Source organism: Chloroflexota bacterium (assembly GCA_020161265.1).
GTDB lineage: Bacteria > Chloroflexota > Chloroflexia > Chloroflexales > Herpetosiphonaceae > Herpetosiphon.
This window is the reverse complement of the sequence record JAIUOC010000005.1, coordinates 87,313-107,174: the sequence shown is the minus strand read 5'-3', so window position 1 is coordinate 107,174 and position 19,862 is coordinate 87,313. Positions and strand designations below refer to the sequence as shown.

The following is a 19,862-nucleotide window of genomic DNA, read 5'->3' as shown; positions in this document are numbered from 1 at the left end:
AGGATTGATCCACGAAGGACACGAAGAGCACGAAACAATTAACCTTCGTGGTGCTTCGTGTCCTTCGTGGATCAATCATTCAACATCTTTCAAGGTGCGCGAGGCCAAGGTTAATAAAAACAACCCATAGCCGACCAAAATCGCTATATTTGTCCAGATCACGCTCGCGCTGGGGGTTTTGCCAATAATTTCTTGAATTGCGTCGTTGGCATAGAACAATGGAAAGGCATGACCAAGCCAATTAGCCCAAGTTGGCAATTGCTCAGGATTAATCAACAAGCCCGAAAGAAACACCGACGGTAAGATAATCATCGGAATAAACGGGAAAACTTGGCCCTCATGCCGAGCAAAGGTCGAGATAAACATCCCCAGCATTACCGAAGTAATTGCCAGCAGCCAAATCACCCCAAACAACATCCCCAAATCAGCCCACGCATAGCTCAAATCGAACAACCACAAGGCTTGCGCCAAGGCAATTGCTGCCTGGAAAGTGGCCAGCAAAATATAGCCCAGCACATAGCCACCAATAATTTCAATCCGTCGAAAGCCGTTAATAAACATCCGTTCCAAGGTTCCGGCGGTGCGCTCTTGGACTAAGACGATTGCGCAGAGCAAAAATGCCAAAAAATGCACCATAAATGCAGTAATCGGCATGATGTAGCGGGCATTATTGAAACCCTTGGGCATGGTATCGAAGAAAATTTTCAACAAATAAATAATCAGCAACGGAGCCATAACCGATAAACCAAGCAAGCGTTTGTCGTGACGAAGCTGGGTTAGCACCCGTTTGGCAACAACTAAAATGCGGCTCATTCGCTCACCTCGCTTTTTTGCAGCATGCGCAGCACAATCGTTTCGAGTGAATCGGGGTGTAAGGCCAAAGCTTGAATTGTTGAATTAAGCCCATAGCTATGTAAGGCTTCGGCTAAAGCGCTAGGCGTGCTGGCGATCTGCTGGTCGCTGGTTTGCTCAGCCTGTTTGATGGTTAATCGGGTTTGCCCATGCTCCAAAATCGCTTGGGGCGTATCGACAATTAAAATTTTGCCAGTTTGTTGAATGGCGAGGCGGTCGCAGAGCAAAGCTTCATCCATCAGGTGAGTGCTGATAAATAGGGTTGTGCCAGCGTTGGCTAATTCGCGAAAGAGCTGCCATGAGCGCACCTTGAGATGTGGATCGACCGCCGCAGTCGGTTCATCAAGAAAGAGCATGCGTGGTTTGTGTAGCAGAGCACAGGCTAACGAAACCCGTTTCTTCATCCCGCCCGAAAAACCATAGACTGGATGATCAGCGCGGCTGGTTAATTCGGTAAATTCAAGTGCCTCTTGAATCCGTTGCTCCAACTCAGGCACACCATGAGCACTGCCAAAAAAGCGTAAATTTTCGCGGGCCGAGAGATCTTCATACAGCGCCACACCCTGAGGCATATAACCAATCAAGGCACGGAGCTTAGCTTGATCGCGCAACGGATTGAGGCCAAGCACCTGCCATTCGCCGCTATTGGGCTTGAGTGCGCCAACCAAAGCTTTAATCAAGGTCGATTTGCCAGCTCCGTTCGAGCCAAGCAAGCCAAAAATTATGCCTTCAGGTACGGTCAAATCGACACCTTGAAGGGCTTGGACATTGCCGTACCGTTTGGTGAGTCCCCGAACTTCAACAGCGTTCATGGGTTTACTCCTCTGGCTTGAGTCCATTCAGAAAAATATCAATAATCGTGGCAATATGTTCATCGTCGGTTAAGCCATCGGCCTGCAAACTTGGCAAAATCACTTTGCTCAACATTTGGGGCATTAACATCCCCAAAAAAGCTCTGGTGCTGGCGCGAGTATCGTGCTGGCGCATGCGGCCAAGCTGAATTTGATGGATTAAATAGCGTTCCAAAAATTGCTTGATCTGCGGCACAATTTGTTGATTAAGCAACTCGGTTGGATTACGACCCAACAACATTTCGCCCAAAAGCACCCGCATTATCTGCACAGTGCGCGGATTATCGCCTGCTTGCAAGTAACCTTTAGCCAATAATCCCAGCAATTGGCGTGGCTCCTGATCCAACAAACCATCAAGTGCCTGTATATTTTGCAAGATCGGCATTTGAACCTGGATCACCGCTTCCAACAACGCATCTTTATTGGGAAAATACCAATAGATCAAGGCTGGTGACTGAATCTGGGCGCGGGCGGCAATTGATTTGATCGTGGCCCCCCGAAAGCCTTTCTCGGCAAATTCGGCCCGTGCAGCCTCAAGAATTGCTTCGCGCCGCTCTTGTTGTTCATCAGTCATACCATACCTCAAAAAATTGATTGAACGTTCAATCAAAAGTATAGCTATTCCAAATAAGCCTGTCAAGGGGGATTTTGGGCAAACAAAAACGCGACCAAGTTTTTGATCGCGTTTCTGCTGGAGCCTAGGCTACTTACTAGCCCACGGTATCCAAACATCATACTCGTTGAGCACAGCCGTACTCGTCGGAGTTGGTACGTTCGTCGGCGTGTTGGTTGGTGTATTCGTCAACGTCGCCGTTGCTGTTGGTGTATTGGTTGGTGTATTCGTCAACGTCGCCGTTGCTGTTGGTGTATTGGTTCGAGTATTGGTCGGTGTATTGGTTGGCGTGTTAGTCGCCGTTGCGGTTGGCGTGTTGGTTGTCGTCGCCGTTGCGGTTGGCGTATTGGTAGGCGTGTTCGTTGCCGTCGCAATTGGCGTTGGGGTTGGCGTACCGCCGCCAGTGCCTTCGCGCAACGGGCCAGCTACAGCTAAGCCATAGGGTTGGCTAGCAATTGGCACATTATGCGCATTGACCTCAATTTGATAAGCCCCAATTTGCGGATTGTTGATAATTACCCCTTCAGCATTATTGGTGCGATCGCCAGTGCTCTGATTGTTGCCATAATAGCGCGTGCCATCAGGCCCAATCACCACCAGATCAAGATCGTTAACCAATTGTTGGGCCGCTGCCAACGAAGCTGGCGGATCGGTCCAGTTGAGCATAACCCGCAACGGTTGGGTATTGGTCAGCACAGTTAGCGGTTGGTTGGCAGTATGATTGTAGCTGATCGTTTGGCCTGTGCTCAAACCAGCAGTTCGATCTGCCACCCACAAATGATAGGGCGCTGGTTTGGTAATAAAGCTTAAATTGCTGCGACCCCAGCCAGCCACACTATTTGGGCGATTGTAGGGAATCTCTTGGGTTACGCCCGTACCGTATTGACCTGGCGCAATATCAACGGTGGTATTCAGGGCAATTGCCTTGATCACGGCGGCGCTTGGGGAAATCAAGCCTTGGGTCGCCAGCCATTCGCGAATAAGCGCAACCGTACCAGCAACCAATGGCGTGGACATCGATGTACCACCAGAGTACACATAGTTGCCATTGGTTTCGTGTACACCCCATAAAGTGCTGGCACCACTCCCATACGAGCGAGTTGAAACAATATTCGTGCCAGGCGCAACCAAATCGGGTTTGATCCGACCGTCATCGGTTGGCCCACGCGATGAGAATGCCGCCATGCCATTGGCATCATCAGAAAGCGTATCGGAGAGAATTGGCTCGGTTGCAAAACAAAAGCTGAGCAACAGCCAAGGCAAGCCAGTATAGCCACCAGTTGGGCGTGGGCTTTCACTAGCGCCAACTGTAATCACATTTTTAGCAGTCCCAGGTGCCAGCAACGAGTCGGGATCAACCACGCCATCGCCGCCAGTACAAAAACCTAATTCGCCAACATTTCCATCGGCTCCACTGTTACCAGCCCCAAATAGCATGGTGTAATCGGGGTGTTCCCACAGAAATTGGTCGGTGCGCTGGGCACTATAGGGGTAACCACCAAACGAAGCCTCGGTATCGGTGACAGGGCCAGTCAGATCGCCCCAGCTATTGCTATGAATACGGGCACCAGCATCGTAAGCTTGTTGAAACATTGGGTAAAAATCAGTGGGTAAGCCAATAATGTTGCCACTAGCATCTGCCTCAAAGGCTTGGACAACCAACTTGGCCTCAGGCGCAATCCCCGCCATTGAGCCAGTATAGCTATGAGTGGCCGGGTTTGAGCCAGAAAGTGCTCCATTCCCAGCAATCGAGCCAGCAACGTGGGATCCGTGGCCATGGTTATCATCCCAATTAGCTCCAGCGGAAAGCACATGGGTTGATTGAATTCGATTGGCAAAATCGTTGCTGACCGTTGCCAAGGAGCCAGTATCCAAGCCAGTGTCAGTGTAGGCTACAATTTGATTTTGGCCATACAACTGATGGTTAGTCCAAACTGGCTCGACTTGTTGAACTTGACGAGCATATTGATCAGATAATTTAGGCGTGCTTGCCACCTCGATCCAGCGGACTTCGTTAATTCGCGCAAGTTGGAGCAATTGATCGATCGTCGTGATGGCATCGAGCTTGAGGCCTTGGGCTTTGACCGCTTGCTCAGCGCTGGCCAGTTGGTTATCCCAGCCAATTGTGCGTAAGGGCAAGCCCTGATAGCCGCCAGTTTGGATCAACTTCAACAAACCAGGCTGAAACTTATCAGCTAAAGTCCAATCGCCACGCGCATAAAAGCCATCGATCCGATCAGCGGCAGCCTGTTGGGCAGCCGAGCCACGCACCAAATAAGCATAATCGGGCAGATATTCAATAATGCTTAACCCAGTAGCTTCGAGTGCTTGCCGCTGCCTGAGCAAAATTGGCCCACTAAATTGAATAACCGCATACTCGGCAACTGCCTGTAACAACGGATCATTTTGGTTGGCCTGATTCACCACGTTGAGATCGATCGTACCACGTTGCAGATACAACTTGGGCGGGATTGTAGCACTAGGGGGTTTACTAGCCGCGCTTCCTAGGCTTAAAAAAATTAAACCTAGCAGTAAAAGACCATGAAATATTCGCATGCCGACCTCCAGGTGGTTGTGGTAGGTGTGCCACGAGAGAATTATAAATATTGCACACCGTTGAGGGAAATCAATTGTATAAGTATAAAAAATTTTTACCCAAATTACTAGGGTGAATTTGAGTATAAGGATGAAGGATGAGGGATGAAGGATGAAGAGCGAGGGGTCAGGGGCTAGGGATCAGGGGTCAGGAAGTGAGTGGGTTGGGTTTTAACGCAGCGGCGCAGAGTAATTATGGCTATAGGCTAAAGGCTATCGGAAGATTAATTGCAGCCAATAGCCTCTAGCCTATAGCCAACCTTCATAAATCAACCTACCCCAACCAAGCAGAGAACGTGCTATCATAGGCGCACAATTCTACCCAGCCAATCTAGATAGGTTGCATCGTATTATGACATCTGCGCCATCAACTGGCACGACCTCGCTGCGTCGCCAAACCAAAATTGTGCTAGGAGCCAGCCTCGTGTTGCTGGTAGCTATCCTCATTTTTCCGCTGCGTATCTTGTTGCTCCAATCGTTTGCCGAGCTTGAAACAACCTCAATGCAAACCGACCTTGATCGGGTATTAAATGCCTTGCAGTTTGAGCAAAATCGCCTCGACACCGCCTTGGTTTCATGGTCAACCTGGGATGATACCTATGCCTTTATCGAGGCTCCCGATGCTGATTACATTAGCAACAATGCTGGCGATGATGTTTTCGCGACCTATAAATTTAATATTATGGCCTTTCTCAACCAGCAACAAGCTTTAGTATATGGTCGAATGGCCGAAACAGATATATTTAACGATTTACCAGCAAGCTTTTTGCCATTTGTACAGCAAATTCCGCAACTAACGACGTTTAGCGACCCCAGCCAACGCAACTTGGGTATTGTGCGTTTTCAAGAGCGCATTGTGTTGGTTGCTGCTCGTCCGATTATTGATAGCCAAGGCCAAGGGCCAATTCGCGGCACGGTGATTTTTGGGCGCTACCTTGATCAACAGGTGCTGAATGATTTAGCGGCGGTCACTCTCTTTCCCTTCAGCTTGGAAGATGTACTGAATCCACCAAGCGATCTGACAAGCAGCATTCAGCAATTGAGTGATGTCAATCCCCGCCAAATCATCCCAATCGATGAACATGCCTTGCGTGGCTTGCAACAAATCAACGATCTCCAAGGCAACCCAGCCCTGATTATCAACATTATTCGGCCACGCACAATCTACAACCAAGGCCATCATGCCTTGCAGTTTGTAGTGATTTTGACCTTTCTGGTAACCGCAGTTGGTGGCATTGTGTTGTACTTTTTGCTCAATCGAGTGGTCATCAACCGTGTGTTGCGCTTGAGCAGCGAAATCAAACACGTTGCCAATAATCTGCACGAACGGGTAGCGGTGGTGGGCAACGATGAGGTTGCGGGCTTGGCGACCAGCATTAATCAAACCTTGAACGTGCTCGAACAAGCGCAGCTCGCAACCGCAGCGGCTGAGGCTGAGCGCAATCAACTGCAAGCCAATACCTTGGCGGCCCAAACTGAGCAACTAGCGCTCCAAGAACAATTAATCAAAGCTCAAGAGTTTGTGATCGCCGAGCAAGCCACGCCGTTAATTCCCTTCCGCGATGATATGTTGGTGATGCCCTTGGTCGGCGCGATCGATCAGGCGCGGGCTAACCACATTTTGGGCACATTATTGCAAGGGGTTGAGCAACAACGCGCTCGGATCGCCATCATCGATATTACTGGGGTCGCCCAAATTGATGGCTTTACCGCCGAAATGTTGCTCAAGGCCGCCAAGGCTGTGCGCTTGCTCGGCGCTCAATTGGTGCTAACGGGCCTCAGCCCAGAGATTGCTCAATCGTTAGTTGGCTTCGGCCAGCAGTTGAACCAACTTACCACATTTAGCAGCTTGCAGGCAGGCATTGCTTGGAGCATTCGGCGCTAAATTCGCTCTTCTCAACCAATTTTGGCCATGCTATGATGGGGAACAATCGTGATTGATTGTTCCCCATTATTAATGCTTGCCCCAAGCCAATCAAGGAGCAGAAATATGGCCGATTATCAGGTTCCGCATGCAGATCAAACCCACGCCAGTTTTGCTTGCCCTGAGTGTGGTAGCAAAAAACAGTCAATGCAACCATTACTTACATCTGGTATTCACATGTTTCGCTATTTTGTTCAGTGCATTGACTGTGGCTACGAATATACCTACAAAAAGCCCTTGCCCAATTTGAATCGTCAATTGCGCAAGGACCCTTTAGCATGGTTTATGTTAGCGGCAATGCTGTTATTGCTGGCCTTTATGCTCTTTGGTTAGCGGCGCAGCAAGCGCAAGCCGTTGGCAACCACCAACAAGGTGCTCCCTTCATGGCCAACCACGCCCAACGGCAAGGCAATATTGCCAAACAAGGCTGAAGCAATCAGCACCACAATCACGCCGCCAGCAAAGGCAATATTTTGCCAAACAATCCGTTGGGTGCGGCGGCCAAGCCGTAACGCCTCGGCCAATTTCAGCAGATCGTCGCTCAGCAACAACACATCGGCGCTTTGCACAGCTACATCAGTGCCAGCAACGCCCATTGCCACACCCAGTTGGGCGGTGGCCAAGGCTGGTGCATCATTCACGCCATCACCAACCATCGCAACGGGGCCATAGCGCTGTTGCAATTCTTCGATAATCTGGGCTTTATCACCAGGCAAAAGTTCAGCACGCACATCATCAATGCCAATTTGGCCGGCCACATGCTGAGCAACAGCTTGATTATCACCAGTCAACAATACCACCCGTTCAACACCCACAGCGTGCAGCGCGGCAATCGCTTGCTTGGCATCAGGCCGAATCGTATCAGCCAAAGCAATTAAGCCCCAGGCTTGTTCGGTTGTGCCAACGCCAATCACAGTTGCGCCTTGGGCTTCAAGTTTGGCAGCTTGGGATAGCACCGCCTCGCCCCACAAACGGGGCCGACCAACTTGCACCAATTCGCCATGCACATCGGCTTGCGCACCCATCCCAGTGATCGATTGGAAATCAACCGCAGTTGGAATGTTCAGTTTCTGATCTTGAGCATGGGCGACAATCGCTTTGGCCAAGGGATGTTCTGAGAAGGCTTCGACCGCTGCTGCTGCGGTTAGCCATTGTTCAGTTGGTCGTTGACCAAGATCCATAGTTTGCATCACGCTCAATTGGCCTGTGGTCAGCGTACCAGTTTTATCCAAGGCCACGACGTTAATTTTAGCGGCAGCTTCAAGATAGCGCCCACCTTTGAACAACATCCCGTGGCGGGCAGCATTGGCCATGGCCGAAAGCATCGCCGCCGGAATTGAAATCACCAAGGCACAAGGCGAGGCCACAACCATCAGTGCCATTGCCCGGTAGAGCGTGGTTTTAACGCTCCAATCGAGAAACAACAAAGGAATCGCAATCGCCAACAGGGTCATGGCAACCACAGCATAGGCATAATATTGACCAATCACCCGATCGGTAAAATCTTGGGCTTTGGCTTTTTGGCTGCGGGCTTCGGCTACGGTTTCGATAATACGAGCCAACGTCGTATCACCAACTGCTACAGTTACTTCGATGGTCAGAGCGCCAGTGGTATTAAGCGTACCAGCAAAAACCTTGCTCCCAGCGCCTTTATCAACTGGCACTGATTCGCCAGTAATTGCTGCTTCGTTAATTGATGAAGCGCCGATCCGCACAATCCCATCAACCGGAATCCGTTCGCCAGGCCGCACCAACACCCGATCGCCAATCGCCAAATCGGCCACGGCTACGACTTGTTGTGTACCATCAGCGGCGATCAGGGTTGCTTGGTCGGGAGCCATCTCCAGCAGGGCATTGACGGCCCGATGGGTTCGCCCCATGGCATAGGTTTCGAGCGTATTGGAAAGCGCAAATAAAAACATCAAAATTGCGCCTTCGCGGGGCTGACCAACTGCTGCGGCCCCAATTGCTGCCACAATCATCAAGAAATTAACATCGAATTCGCGTTGGCGCAGGCTTTCCCAGGCATTGCCCAGCGGAAACCAGCCGCCGCTAGCAAACGCTACCACATACAACAGCCAAGGCAACCAGGTTGGCACTCCCGCAAAACTTCCGGCCACCCAGCCCAAACCTGTGGTGATCAAACAAATCGCGGTTAGGCGCATCATCCATGGCAACGCTGCTAGCTCATCAAGCTCGGCTTGGGCCTCAGCATGCAGGTGGCGGCTATTAACACTTGTGGTAGTCATGATACCTGCTCCTTAGCAATGAGAATCATTCTAAATTGCTGATAAAAAAATTTCGGCTATTACAACCGTTTTATTAGTTTTATTTAGAATCATTCTAAATTGAGTCTAAATAAAAAGTGCCGAAGCACTCTTTACTGATTTAATTTTTACAACGTTCGCAACGCCCGTAAACCACCACATTGGCCGATTCAAAGGTTGCTCCGGCGGTTGAGGCGATCTGGGCCAGCATCAAATCAAGCTGTGGTGCATGACAATCGATAATCGCGCCGCATTGCGAACAGACAAAGTTCATATGCGGAGTTGTATCGAGATCATAGCGGGTATGCTCATCGGTATTCAACGGCATCGACTGAATAACCCCCAGCTTTTCCAAGGTTGTAATCGTGTTATAAACTGTGGCCTGACCAATGCCATGCTGCTTAACGACTTCGACAATCTCGGCAGCAGTCGGATGACCGCCATGGCGAGCCAAGGCCCAACAAACCGCTTCGCGCTGCGGCGTTGGCCGATAACCATGATGTTCCAATTCGCGTAATAGGCGACGCGCCCGCTCTTCAGGTTGCATAATTGCCATTGTGCTTCAACCTTAGAATGATTCTAACTACTATTCTAGCATCAGGATTCATTTTTAGCAATATTTGCGGGTAACGTCAAGTTAAGCTTCGACAACAATTGGATTTTTGCAACCATCTTTTATCAAGCTAATCACGTATGACCCGCCATACACGCCTCTGGTGATCCTGAATTTGACACCAGTATCATACCAATTACGTGCTGGCGGGTCATGCCATACGATTATATTTAAATTATTATCGCATTGCCGCTGGCAAATAGACCTGTTTGGTCGGCACAAAGACCGCCACACCCAACGATGCGACTGTGCCCACTTTGGTGAAATCGCCAGCAACATACACATAATTGTGATCAACGCTCAGTGAGCTGACGCGACCATTGGGTTGGCTCACCAAACCACGGAAATTCGTGCCATCAAAGCTGGCGATTGGACCAGTTGCCGCTGCATCAATGGTGCTGAAATCGCCACCAAGATAGAGCAAACCATCATCACGCCCAGCCAAAGCATAAATGCCACCGTCAGCCGTAGCAATTTCATCCAAACTACCATCAGGATTAATTTCGTAGAAATTGCCAGCGGTATTGACCATAAACAGCTGACCACGCCACAGTTTAAGGCTATAACGAGCCTTAGGCACTTCCATAAACTGAATTTCTTGCCAGGTTTGGCCATCCCAGCGCTGCATTTCTAAAAAGTTCGAGTCTACATCATTCAGCAGATTGATCGCATAGAAATTATTCTCGAAGAAGAAGAGATAATCCGAGCGATTGAACCAAGCGGGTTGGAGCCGTGGATTAAGGTTTGCACCATCAAACTCCAAGATGCCAGTTATTGGTTGGCTTGCCTGCGGTTGTGAAAGATACGCCAAGATCTGTTGACCTGACTCATACCAATTGACTGAATCTTGGAGATTAATATCAGCGCTCGTCCATGTCGTACCATTCAAACGCCAAACATTACTCGCCGCTTGGCCGGTAGCTAAAGCTTGTGGTTCAAGGAAAAAGCTATAAAGTTGATTGTTGGTGCGATAAAACTGTGAAAGCCCAAACGAATCATTCGTATCAGTTGCCAAGGTTTCCCAGCTCGTGCCATTCCAGCGTTGAATTGAGCCTTGAGCACTCCCGATTCCATAATCGGTAATCACTGGCCGACCAGCATCACCACTGACCACGTTTTGATCATCAATCACCGTCAAGCTCGCCAAACTTTGGGCTTGCGTACCATTCCAAGCAACAATTTGGCTTGGATTGCCATTCACCAACAATTCGCCGCCAAGGTAAAGGGTTGAGCCATTGCTAGCTAAAGCGGTCAGTTTGGTAACTGTCACTGGCAAATTAGCAGCATGCCATTGATCGTTTTCTAATTTCAAGAGTTGCTGATTGCTTTGAATATAGAGATCATTGCCATGAACAACTAAATTGTCAATGGCAACATCAAGTGGGCCACCCACGCTGGTTGCGCTTGAACCATCCCAGCGATAGAGTCGATAGGTTTGACTACTGAGATTATAGCCTACAAGATAAATCGTATTATTCGCTGAGTAGACCGTAAAGGCATTATTGGCAATCCCAACATCGAGTGAAACCCATTGATTATTAACCAAGCGTGCCAAACGGCTATCCACGCCATCAATTTGGGTAAAATAGCCACCAGCAATTAATTCATCAGCATCAGAGGCAAAGCTAGTAACTTTACCATCGAAGATCGTGGCTTGCGGTTGAACCGTGCCATTCCATTGGCCAATTGCATAGGCAAATTCACCAGCAAATTGGCTAAACTCGCCGCCAATATAGAGGGTTTCGCTATAGCTATGCAAGGTTGCAACGGTAATATCCGGCGAAAAGCGATGCAATAATCCGGTAATACCATTGCCGATTGGCTGAAAACTTGTACCATTCCAACGGGCAATTTTGTTTTGGGCTTGTTGCAAACGCTCAAAATCGCCAATCGCAAATAGCTCATTCTCAAATGGCAATACCTTGTGAATTTTGCCAGCATCGTTTGGCTGAAGCCCATAGCCTTGCCATGTTGAACCATTCCAATGCGCTAAACCATTCACCTCAGTTTGATTGATAAAATTAAAATCACCAGCAACGTAGAGATTATTACTTGGATCAACCGTCAACGAATGAATCGAGCCAGCTTTTTGAAAGCTGTTGCCAAGCGAACTATCCCACATCCCATTAATTGGGGGCAATGTGGCTGATTGTTCAGCTACTGCACTCAACAACGTTCCGCCCATCAACACGCCTAAGGCCAAGGTCAAACTGACCAGCGTTCGAAACGGTTTTCTTGCCACTGCAATCATCCTTCCTACTACACACACACGATTGCTTTACTATACGCTAGCTAAATCGGATTGTGCGCACGATTTTGATCTTGGGGATCGGTAGTTGGGGGCTGGGGATCGGGAGTAGAGGCCAGCCGTCAGGGACTAGGGATCAGTAGTCAGGATTTTAACGCAGAGGCGCAGAGTTGTGAAGGATGAAGGATGAGGGATGAAACATATGACCATTGGCTTTTAGAAGATCAATTTGTGGAATTCGTGCAATTCGTGGCTAAACATAGCTTCGCGCTCTTCGCAGTTTCAATCTTCGTGGTATTCGTGGATCAAGCAGCTCAACCCAACAATTTTGGAGCTAACAACATGCAGCAAACCAAACCTGATCTCGAGCACATTATGGTTACGATTGAGCATCCTTTTGGGACTATTGAAGCACCCCTAACCGAATGGATCGCCATCGGGCCAGGCCCACGACCACTCCTCGCCCCAAGCGCTGCGTATGATGCTGAAACAGGCACAGCCCTACCACTTAGCGTCATCCCATTTCGATATCGCAATACATTTTTATCGCGCTTGCTCATTCGATTGAGATTATTACCAAGACCATGGCCAAACAATGAGGATTGATCCTTGCAATATATAGGGGTCAGCAATCAGGGGCTAGGGATCAGTGGTAACAATGTTAACGCAGAGGCGCAGAGGAACGATGGCTATTGGCTGAAGGCTATAGACGAGCGGAACGCTTTTAGGTATTCCCATGATCTTCAATAGCCCATAGCCTGTAGCCTGCGTTATCCTTCGTGCGCTTCGTGTCCTTCGTGGATCAAACCCCGATCCCCAACAACCGACAACCGATCCCCGATATGGTATGATGACATGGGTTTACCCACCAAAGAGTCGAGTAGCACAGGAATATACATGTCACTCCCAAATCAAGCCACCCCAATCGAGACCTATCGCCAACGCAGTGCTAGCTATCACATTGAATTAGAGCAGCTTCGACAACACTCAGATCGTTTTGCCAATCTCCGCTTGGTGTTGTTTGGCGCAGCGCTGTTTGCGGTGATTTTTGGCTTTGCCAATGCACCATGGTGGTTTGCGGTGGCAGTTGGCTTGCTAATTGGCTTTGTTTGGGTCTTGATTCAGCATAATACAGTTGAGGAGCAGCGCCAACGCACTCAAGCGCTGTATCAATTAAATCACTATGGCGTGCAACGCTTGGAGCGCGATTGGGTCAATTTGCCCTTGCGTGTGCCAGGCCTCGACATTCCTGCCGATTCGTATGCTAACGATTTGGATTTGGTGGGTCGTGCTTCGTTATTGCACTTACTTGGCCATTTACCAACCGCCTTGGGCTTGGATACGCTGTTGAGTTGGCTGTTGGCTCCGGCAACTCCCAACACCATTACAGCTCGCCAACAGGCGATCGCCGAACTAGCCCAAAACGTGCAATTGCGCGAAGAGTTGCATGTGGCAGCGCATCATGTGAGCGCTGAACGCGCCGATTTCGAGCAATTTCTGGTTTGGACAGAACAGCCAGCGCGGGTGCTCAACCGGATGTGGGTGGTTTGGCTAGCACGGTTGTTGCCAATTGGGCCAATCGCGGGCTTGGTGGCCTATTTGGCTGGCTGGACGAATGTGCCCTACTGGTTGGTGTTGTTTATTCTCAATATCATCGTGAGCAATGGATTAGGCTTATGGGCCAATCAAGTGATTATGGCGGTCAGTGCGCGGCGCAAAGGCTTTGCTGGCTTTGGCGCATTGTTTCGGGCGATCAACGAGCCGCAATTTCAAGCCACTTTGCTACGCCAAGCTCAAAGCCAATTAACGGCCAATGGGGTTCGCGCCGATCATCAGATGGCGCGTTTGAGTCGCTTGTTGAGCCTTGCCGATCAGCGATTTAGCTATTTTTATATTGTGCTCCAAGGCTTTAGTTTGTGGAATATTCACATTGGATGGTTGCTTGAGCGTTGGCAGCGCGATGTGCGTGGTCAAGCCCGCGCTTGGCTCACAACCTTGGGCGAAATTGAAGCGCTTGCCGCCCTCGCCACGTTGCAAGCCGACCACCCAAATTGGACACAAGCCCAACTGCATACCAATGATCAGGTGATTGCTAGCGGTTTGGCCCATCCATTGTTGCGGCCAGATAAAGCGGTGGCCAACGATTTGAGCATCGGGCCAGCAGGCACACTCTTTTTAATTACTGGCTCGAATATGGCGGGCAAAAGCACCTTGATGCGAGCGATCGGCCTCAATATTGTGCTCGCCCAAACTGGCAGCGTGGTGTGTGCCAACAATTTGCAATTGCCAGTGTTGCGGCTTGCCACCAGCATGCGCATCAACGATTCGCTAGAGCAAGGCGTTTCGTACTATATGGCCGAATTGTTGCGGCTCAAAATGGTGTTGGGTGAGGTTGAGCAGGCGCGGGCCGCAGGCCAACCAGCGCTCTTCTTGTTGGATGAGATTTTGCATGGCACCAACACGCGTGAACGTACCGTTGCTGCACGCCATATCATTGCCCGCTTAATTGGTTTAGGTGCGATCGGCGCGGTTTCAACTCACGATTTGTCGCTGGCAACCGCGCCTGATATTGCCGCCATTAGCCAACCATGGTATTTGACCGAACATTTTGAGCGCGGCGACAATGGCCCAAGCATGACCTTCGATTATCAATTGCGAGCTGGTTTAGCGCCCAGCACCAACGCCCTCAAGTTGATGGAAATTGTTGGTCTGGTCGATCAAGATGTGCCGTTGAGCGTTGCCGCCAATAGTTAGCAGGCCGATTATGCGCCGACTGTTTGATATTTTGGCAATTTGCGTGCTTTTGGGCTACGCTTGGCTGGCAACGCGCAGCCAAGGCGGCGCTGATGATCCAGTCTGGCAACGTGCCAAGGCGCGGGGTGTCTTGGTGGTTGGCACCGATTTTGGCTTCTTGCCGTTTGCTCAATTAGAAGGCCAACAACCAATCGGCTATGATGTTGAGTTGGTTGAGGAAATCGCTCGCCGCCTCGATTTAACCGTTGAGTGGCGGCAAATTGGCTACGATGGCTTGTTTCCGGCGATTGATCCGGCCAATCCAAATCAAGTTGATCTGATTGCCGCCGGAATTATTCAGAATCCAGCTGAAGGTTGGCGAGCACGCTATAGCCAAGCCTATCTTGATGGCGGCCAACAATTATTGGTTAGCTATAGCAGCCCAATTACCCAACAAAACCAATTAATTGGCTTGATTGCGGTGCAACTTGGCTCACCAGGCGAGAGCGTAGCCCGCCAAATGTTCAGCCCTCAACAGATCGATAATAGCCCATACATCGAAATTGCTGCTGCTGATCTAGTGGTACGCGGCTTTTCAGAGGCAGCGATCGTTGGTAATTTAACCGCCTTACAAACCAACAATCGCCAGCAAACCCGTACCCTCGCCAGCCTCAGCTACGAGCCATTTGTCTTGGCGATGCCAATCACCGCCTACGAATTGCAGAACCAAATTAATCGTGAGCTTGGTCAACTACACGCCGAGGGCTGGATCGCCAAGCTCAATCAGAAATGGTTTCCTTAGCGCAAACGTGCCACCAACGTGCTAACCCCAATCACCAAGAAAATAATTAATCCAATATTGAAACCAACTGCAAACAAAGCCGCCAGAATCGCCCCCAGCGCAAATGCCCCTGCCCCAGCAATCTGCATCATCAAACCACGTTTACGCGTGGCCCAATCGATCACCCGCATAATTGTTTCGCCAATCACAGCACCCATAAAAAAGAAGAGAAACAGCGGGAAAAAGCTACAAATATAGGCTCCAACGCCACCAATCACCAAGCTAATCGCCCCAGCCTTGACCGCATCAAGCGGCGCAACTTGGTACATTGGCGATCGACGTTCTTTACGGCATTCAGGGCAAATAAAGCCGACTGGCGTGCGTTCGCTGCATTTCGAGCAGATTGGCCGAGCACATTGAATACAGCGCAAGCCGGTTTCGACCGTTGGGTGGCGATAGCAGTAGAGCGTTTCGCTGGTGGGAGCCATCAACGGGGTTGGATCAATTGGCGGCAGATTAACCGCTGGGTGTGGATTAGCCGCGCCACTTTTGAGCGCCGCCAACGCTCCTTGGGCCGCAATATTATCTGGCTCTAATTGCAGCGCCTGCTCAAGCAACAACCGCCGCTCGTTAAATGTCCCAACTACTTCGGCCAACGCGATTAACACCGGCACATCATTTGGGGCAAGCCGATTAGCTTTGCGCAAGGCGTTACGCGCAGTCGTTTTATCGCCACGTTGCGCCGCCTCGCGTCCAGCACTCAGCAACGTTCCTACATCTTCAGTTTGTTCAAGATCAAGCACAAAATTCCCCTTTCATGGCCTCTACAACCATCCAGCGCACGATGATCCGCGTAGCATGGCTTAGAATGCGCTTATTAGCGTTAATCATACCGTTTTTTGGTTGTTTGAGGAATATTTCGATGCGAATTGTTGTGATTGGCAGTGGGTTTGGCGGTTTGGGTGCGGCGATTCGGTTGCAAGCCAAAGGCCACGATGTGACGATTTTGGAGAAGCGTGATAAGCCTGGTGGTCGGGCTTATGTCTATGAGCAAGATGGTTTTAAATTTGATGGCGGGCCAACTGTGATCACTGCGCCATTTATGATTGATGATTTATTTACCTTGGCAGGCCGCAAAACCGAAGATTATGTCACAATGATGCCAGTCAGCCCGTTTTATCGCATCTTTTTTCATGATCAAAGCCATTTCGATTACTCCGATGACCTGCCAAGCATGGTGCGCCAAATTCGCGAGTGGAATCCCACTGATGTCGATGGCTATTTGGAATTTGTGCGGCGAGCCGAGCAGATTTTCAACAAAGGCTTCACCGAATTAGCCGATCAGCCCTTTTTGAAATTGGCTGATATGCTCAAAATCGTGCCCGATATGATCAAGCTTGAGTCGTATCGCACAGTTTATGGCTTTGTTTCGAAATTCGTGCAAGATGAGCGTTTGCGTCAAGTACTCAGTTTTCACCCGTTGCTGGTCGGCGGCAATCCCTTCCAAACCACCAGTATTTATACCTTGATTAATTTTCTCGAACGCAAATGGGGCGTGTGGTTTGCCAAAGGCGGCACAGGGGCATTAGTTCAAGCCTTGGTCAAATTATTTGAAGATTTGGGCGGCAAAATCGAACTCAATCGCGATGTAGCTGAAATTAGCACCTACAACGGCAAGGCTACGGGCGTGCGCCTACGTGATGGCAGCGAAATCAAAGCCGATGCGGTGGTTTGCAATAGCGAAGTTGCTTGGGCCTATCAAAATCTCTTGCCCAGCAGCATGCGCAAAAAATACACCGACCGCAAGTTGGCTCGGATGCGCTATTCAATGTCGCTGGTCGTGATCTATTTTGGCACTGATCGGCAATATCGCGGCCAAGATGGGCCAAAACTCGCGCATCACGATATTATTTTGGGGCCGCGCTATCAGCCTTTACTTGATGATATTTTCACGAAAAAACAGCTGGCCGATGATTTCTCGCTGTATTTGCATATGCCCACCTTGACCGATCCATCGTTGGCACCAGCAGGCTGCGAGGCCTTTTATGTGCTTTCGCCAGTGCCGCACCTTGGTTCAGGCACCGATTGGCGGCAGGCAGCTAAACCGTATCGCGACCGAATTATGAACTTTTTAGAAGATCGCTACTTGCCCAATTTATCCAAACACATCGTCAGCGAGCATATGATTACGCCCTTGCATTTTGCCGAAACCTTGAATAGCTACCAAGGCAGCGCCTTCTCGGTCGAGCCAATTCTGACGCAATCGGCCTGGTTCCGCCCGCACAATCGCTCGGAAGAAATTCCTAATCTCTATTTTGTCGGGGCTGGAACCCACCCCGGGGCAGGCTTGCCGGGCGTATTATCCAGCGCCAAAATCGTCGATGATTTGATTGGTATTGCTAAGCCATAGCATAGATTGATTCGAGCAGTTTAATCGCTTGAGCAACCCCATCCTCGCTGCGAATGTGTTGGCCAAGTTCGGCGGCATGGGCTTGGATGCTTGGTTGCTCAAGCACTGTTCGCAATGCCACAACCAAGCGTTCGGTGGTCAGACGTTTTTGGTTGATGGGCGCAGCACCAACGCCTCGCCGTGCAATCACCTGCCCCCAAAATGGCTGATCGCCCAGAAATGGGCAGATAACTTGGGGTTTTCCAGCCCGCGCGGCGGCGGCAACCGTGCCCGAACCACCATGATGCACGACTGCCGCAACTTGGGGCAAGAGCCAATCATGTGGTGCTTCATCCAAAACAAACACATTTGAGGATGCTGATTGTTGTTTAATTCCACCCCAACCACTAGCCAAAATTCCACGTAGCCCTAACTGTTGCAAGGCGGCTTGAATTAACGCCGCTCGTTCAGCTTGATGTTGGCCGCGCATGCTGCCAAAGCCCAGATAAATCGGCGCAGCGCCTGCTTGCAAAAACTGGCTAAGCTCCGTCGAAGCTTGCCAAGCAGATTGACGCTCTAAAAACCAATAGCCAGTCACATGCACATGCGCTGGAAAATCGCTGGGCACTGGCAAAACATGCCGGCTATAAGGATATAAAATGGGCACAGGTTGGCCATTATCACGCAGCAAAGGGTTGGCAAACCGACTGATCGCAGCCATGCCCAAGCTCTTGCGCCGAAAATCGTTAATCGTCGTGGCAAACATTAATGATGAAAGCCGATTAACTAAGTAACTAGCGCGATTAGCCCAAGCACCTAGCGAAAAAACTGGCATAAACGGCACAGCAAAGGCCTTGGTTGGCGTATAAAACGGAATCGGCAAGGCTAGCACCGCCGGAATCTGCAACAATTCGGCAACCGATAGGCTGCCAAGGCATTTTGGATGATAGATTAAGAGTTCTGGCTCAAAACTACGAGCCGCCGCCAGTTCCTCATCCAGCATTCGCCGAATTGCAGGCCGCATCTGGCGACCAATGCGGATGCCATCTCGCAGACTGCTGGCATGCTCTAACGCTGCTTGAGTCAACTCCAATACGGTATTTTCAAAGGCAATTAGGCTGATATTATAGCCTTCGATAAAATGACGAAAGCCCTCAGGTGCTGCAATTGCCACATTATGGCCAACCGCCGCCAAACCCTGAGCCAAGGCCACAAACGGCTGAATATCGCCGCGTGTACCAAAGGTTGTAATCAATACTCTCATGCTTGCACCACGTTGGGGCTTGGGCTAGTGGGTGCTTGGAGGTTAGCCGCCAAAGCTTGAATAATCGCCGCCCCAGCCGCTAAGTTTCCACCATCATCTGGCAGCAACAAGCGATCAAGCATGGTAGCGATGGTTGGCAACACATGCTCAAATGGCGGGTTGGCAGCAGGGTCGGCCAAACTATCGCCATGAATTAAGCCAAACGCCAGTAAATCGAGAATATGCGCGACCACTTGCGGATCAAGCTCGGCGCGGATTGCCCCTGCTGCCTGTAATTCACCCAATGCCTGCAACCACAATGATTGCCCAGCCAACGCAGGCATGCCGCTAGCTGCTTGTTGCACATAACGGCCCAACACGCGCCGATCACGTTTCATCAAGGCCGCCATAATCGGCTGCGATTTGAGTGCGTGTAAGACAGCCCGATAAACCCCGCCAATCGTGCCACCATAGCGATTTTCCGCAATTAACTGTTGCCAAGTAGCGATATAGGCTTGAATCGCTTGGGCCAAAACCTGATCAAACAAGTGCTCTTTGGTAGCAAATGCCAAATAAACCATGCCGCGGCTAATGCCTGCTTCGGTTGCAACATCGCTCATGGTCGTTTTATCGTAGCCTTGACGGATTAACAACGCCGCTGCCGCAGCTAAAATCTGCTGCTCACGCAGATTTGAATCTTCACTTATTGGCATATCTCACCCCCGACTAACAGACTAACAAAATTTGATAATT

General features: G+C 50.1%; 15 protein-coding genes. 5 read left to right on the top strand and 10 right to left on the bottom strand.

Annotation, left to right across the window (positions count from 1 at the left end):
* Positions 1-75 precede the first annotated feature (75 nt).
* The 4 genes from LCH85_12600 to LCH85_12585 all read right to left on the bottom strand — a co-directional run bounded on the left by LCH85_12600 (position 76) and on the right by LCH85_12585 (position 4,872).
* On the bottom strand, positions 76-813 hold the full coding sequence (locus tag LCH85_12600) for an ABC transporter permease (GenBank protein MCA0352829.1): 738 nt from the start codon (positions 811-813) through the stop codon (positions 76-78).
* Positions 810-1,664: an ABC transporter ATP-binding protein gene (locus LCH85_12595; protein ID MCA0352828.1), complete on the bottom strand. Its 855-nt coding sequence runs from the start codon at positions 1,662-1,664 to the stop codon at positions 810-812. The genes LCH85_12600 and LCH85_12595 overlap by 4 nt, the downstream gene beginning before the upstream one ends.
* A 4-nt stretch (positions 1,665-1,668) precedes the next feature.
* On the bottom strand, positions 1,669-2,277 hold the full coding sequence (locus tag LCH85_12590) for a TetR/AcrR family transcriptional regulator (GenBank protein MCA0352827.1): 609 nt from the start codon (positions 2,275-2,277) through the stop codon (positions 1,669-1,671).
* Positions 2,278-2,406: 129 nt separating this feature from the next.
* Positions 2,407-4,872, bottom strand: coding sequence for a S8 family serine peptidase (locus LCH85_12585; protein ID MCA0352826.1), 2,466 nt, complete (start codon positions 4,870-4,872; stop codon positions 2,407-2,409).
* 391 nt (positions 4,873-5,263) lie between these two features.
* On the opposite strand from LCH85_12585, the gene LCH85_12580 reads away from it, so the two are divergent.
* A complete protein-coding gene (locus LCH85_12580; GenBank protein MCA0352825.1) occupies positions 5,264-6,796 on the top strand; it encodes an STAS domain-containing protein in 1,533 nt (510 codons plus the stop codon).
* A 105-nt stretch (positions 6,797-6,901) separates the two neighbouring features.
* Entirely contained in the window at positions 6,902-7,168 is a 267-nt protein-coding gene (locus tag LCH85_12575; protein MCA0352824.1) for a hypothetical protein, read from the top strand.
* Here LCH85_12575 and cadA read toward each other — a convergent pair.
* The 3 genes from cadA to LCH85_12560 all read right to left on the bottom strand — a co-directional run bounded on the left by cadA (position 7,165) and on the right by LCH85_12560 (position 11,957).
* The gene (gene cadA, locus LCH85_12570) at positions 7,165-9,084 is read right to left on the bottom strand and encodes a cadmium-translocating P-type ATPase (protein MCA0352823.1); all 1,920 of its coding nucleotides are present in this window, start codon (positions 9,082-9,084) and stop codon (positions 7,165-7,167) included. The genes LCH85_12575 and cadA overlap by 4 nt on opposite strands.
* Before the next feature lie 139 nt (positions 9,085-9,223).
* The gene (locus LCH85_12565; protein ID MCA0352822.1) at positions 9,224-9,658 is read right to left on the bottom strand and encodes a transcriptional repressor; all 435 of its coding nucleotides are present in this window, start codon (positions 9,656-9,658) and stop codon (positions 9,224-9,226) included.
* A 235-nt stretch (positions 9,659-9,893) separates the two neighbouring features.
* On the bottom strand, positions 9,894-11,957 hold the full coding sequence (locus tag LCH85_12560; GenBank protein MCA0352821.1) for a hypothetical protein: 2,064 nt from the start codon (positions 11,955-11,957) through the stop codon (positions 9,894-9,896).
* 903 nt (positions 11,958-12,860) lie between these two features.
* On the opposite strand from LCH85_12560, the gene LCH85_12555 reads away from it, so the two are divergent.
* Positions 12,861-14,717, top strand: a complete 1,857-nt coding sequence (locus tag LCH85_12555; protein ID MCA0352820.1) for a hypothetical protein — start codon at positions 12,861-12,863, stop codon at positions 14,715-14,717.
* 10 nt (positions 14,718-14,727) lie between these two features.
* Entirely contained in the window at positions 14,728-15,498 is a 771-nt protein-coding gene (locus tag LCH85_12550; GenBank protein ID MCA0352819.1) for an ABC transporter substrate-binding protein, read from the top strand.
* On the opposite strand, the gene LCH85_12545 is transcribed toward LCH85_12550, so the two are convergent.
* Complete coding sequence (locus tag LCH85_12545) at positions 15,495-16,280, bottom strand: hypothetical protein (GenBank protein MCA0352818.1); 786 nt, start codon at positions 16,278-16,280, stop codon at positions 15,495-15,497. The genes LCH85_12550 and LCH85_12545 overlap by 4 nt on opposite strands.
* A 119-nt stretch (positions 16,281-16,399) precedes the next feature.
* Here LCH85_12545 and LCH85_12540 point away from each other — a divergent pair, with 119 nt between their 5' ends.
* Complete coding sequence (locus LCH85_12540; GenBank protein ID MCA0352817.1) at positions 16,400-17,887, top strand: phytoene desaturase; 1,488 nt, start codon at positions 16,400-16,402, stop codon at positions 17,885-17,887.
* Here LCH85_12540 and LCH85_12535 read toward each other — a convergent pair.
* Complete coding sequence (locus tag LCH85_12535; protein MCA0352816.1) at positions 17,877-19,130, bottom strand: glycosyltransferase; 1,254 nt, start codon at positions 19,128-19,130, stop codon at positions 17,877-17,879. The two genes, LCH85_12540 and LCH85_12535, sit on opposite strands and share 11 nt — an antisense overlap.
* Positions 19,127-19,822, bottom strand: a complete 696-nt coding sequence (locus LCH85_12530; GenBank protein ID MCA0352815.1) for a TetR/AcrR family transcriptional regulator — start codon at positions 19,820-19,822, stop codon at positions 19,127-19,129. Before LCH85_12530 ends, LCH85_12535 begins: the two co-directional genes overlap by 4 nt.
* Positions 19,823-19,862 lie beyond the last annotated feature (40 nt).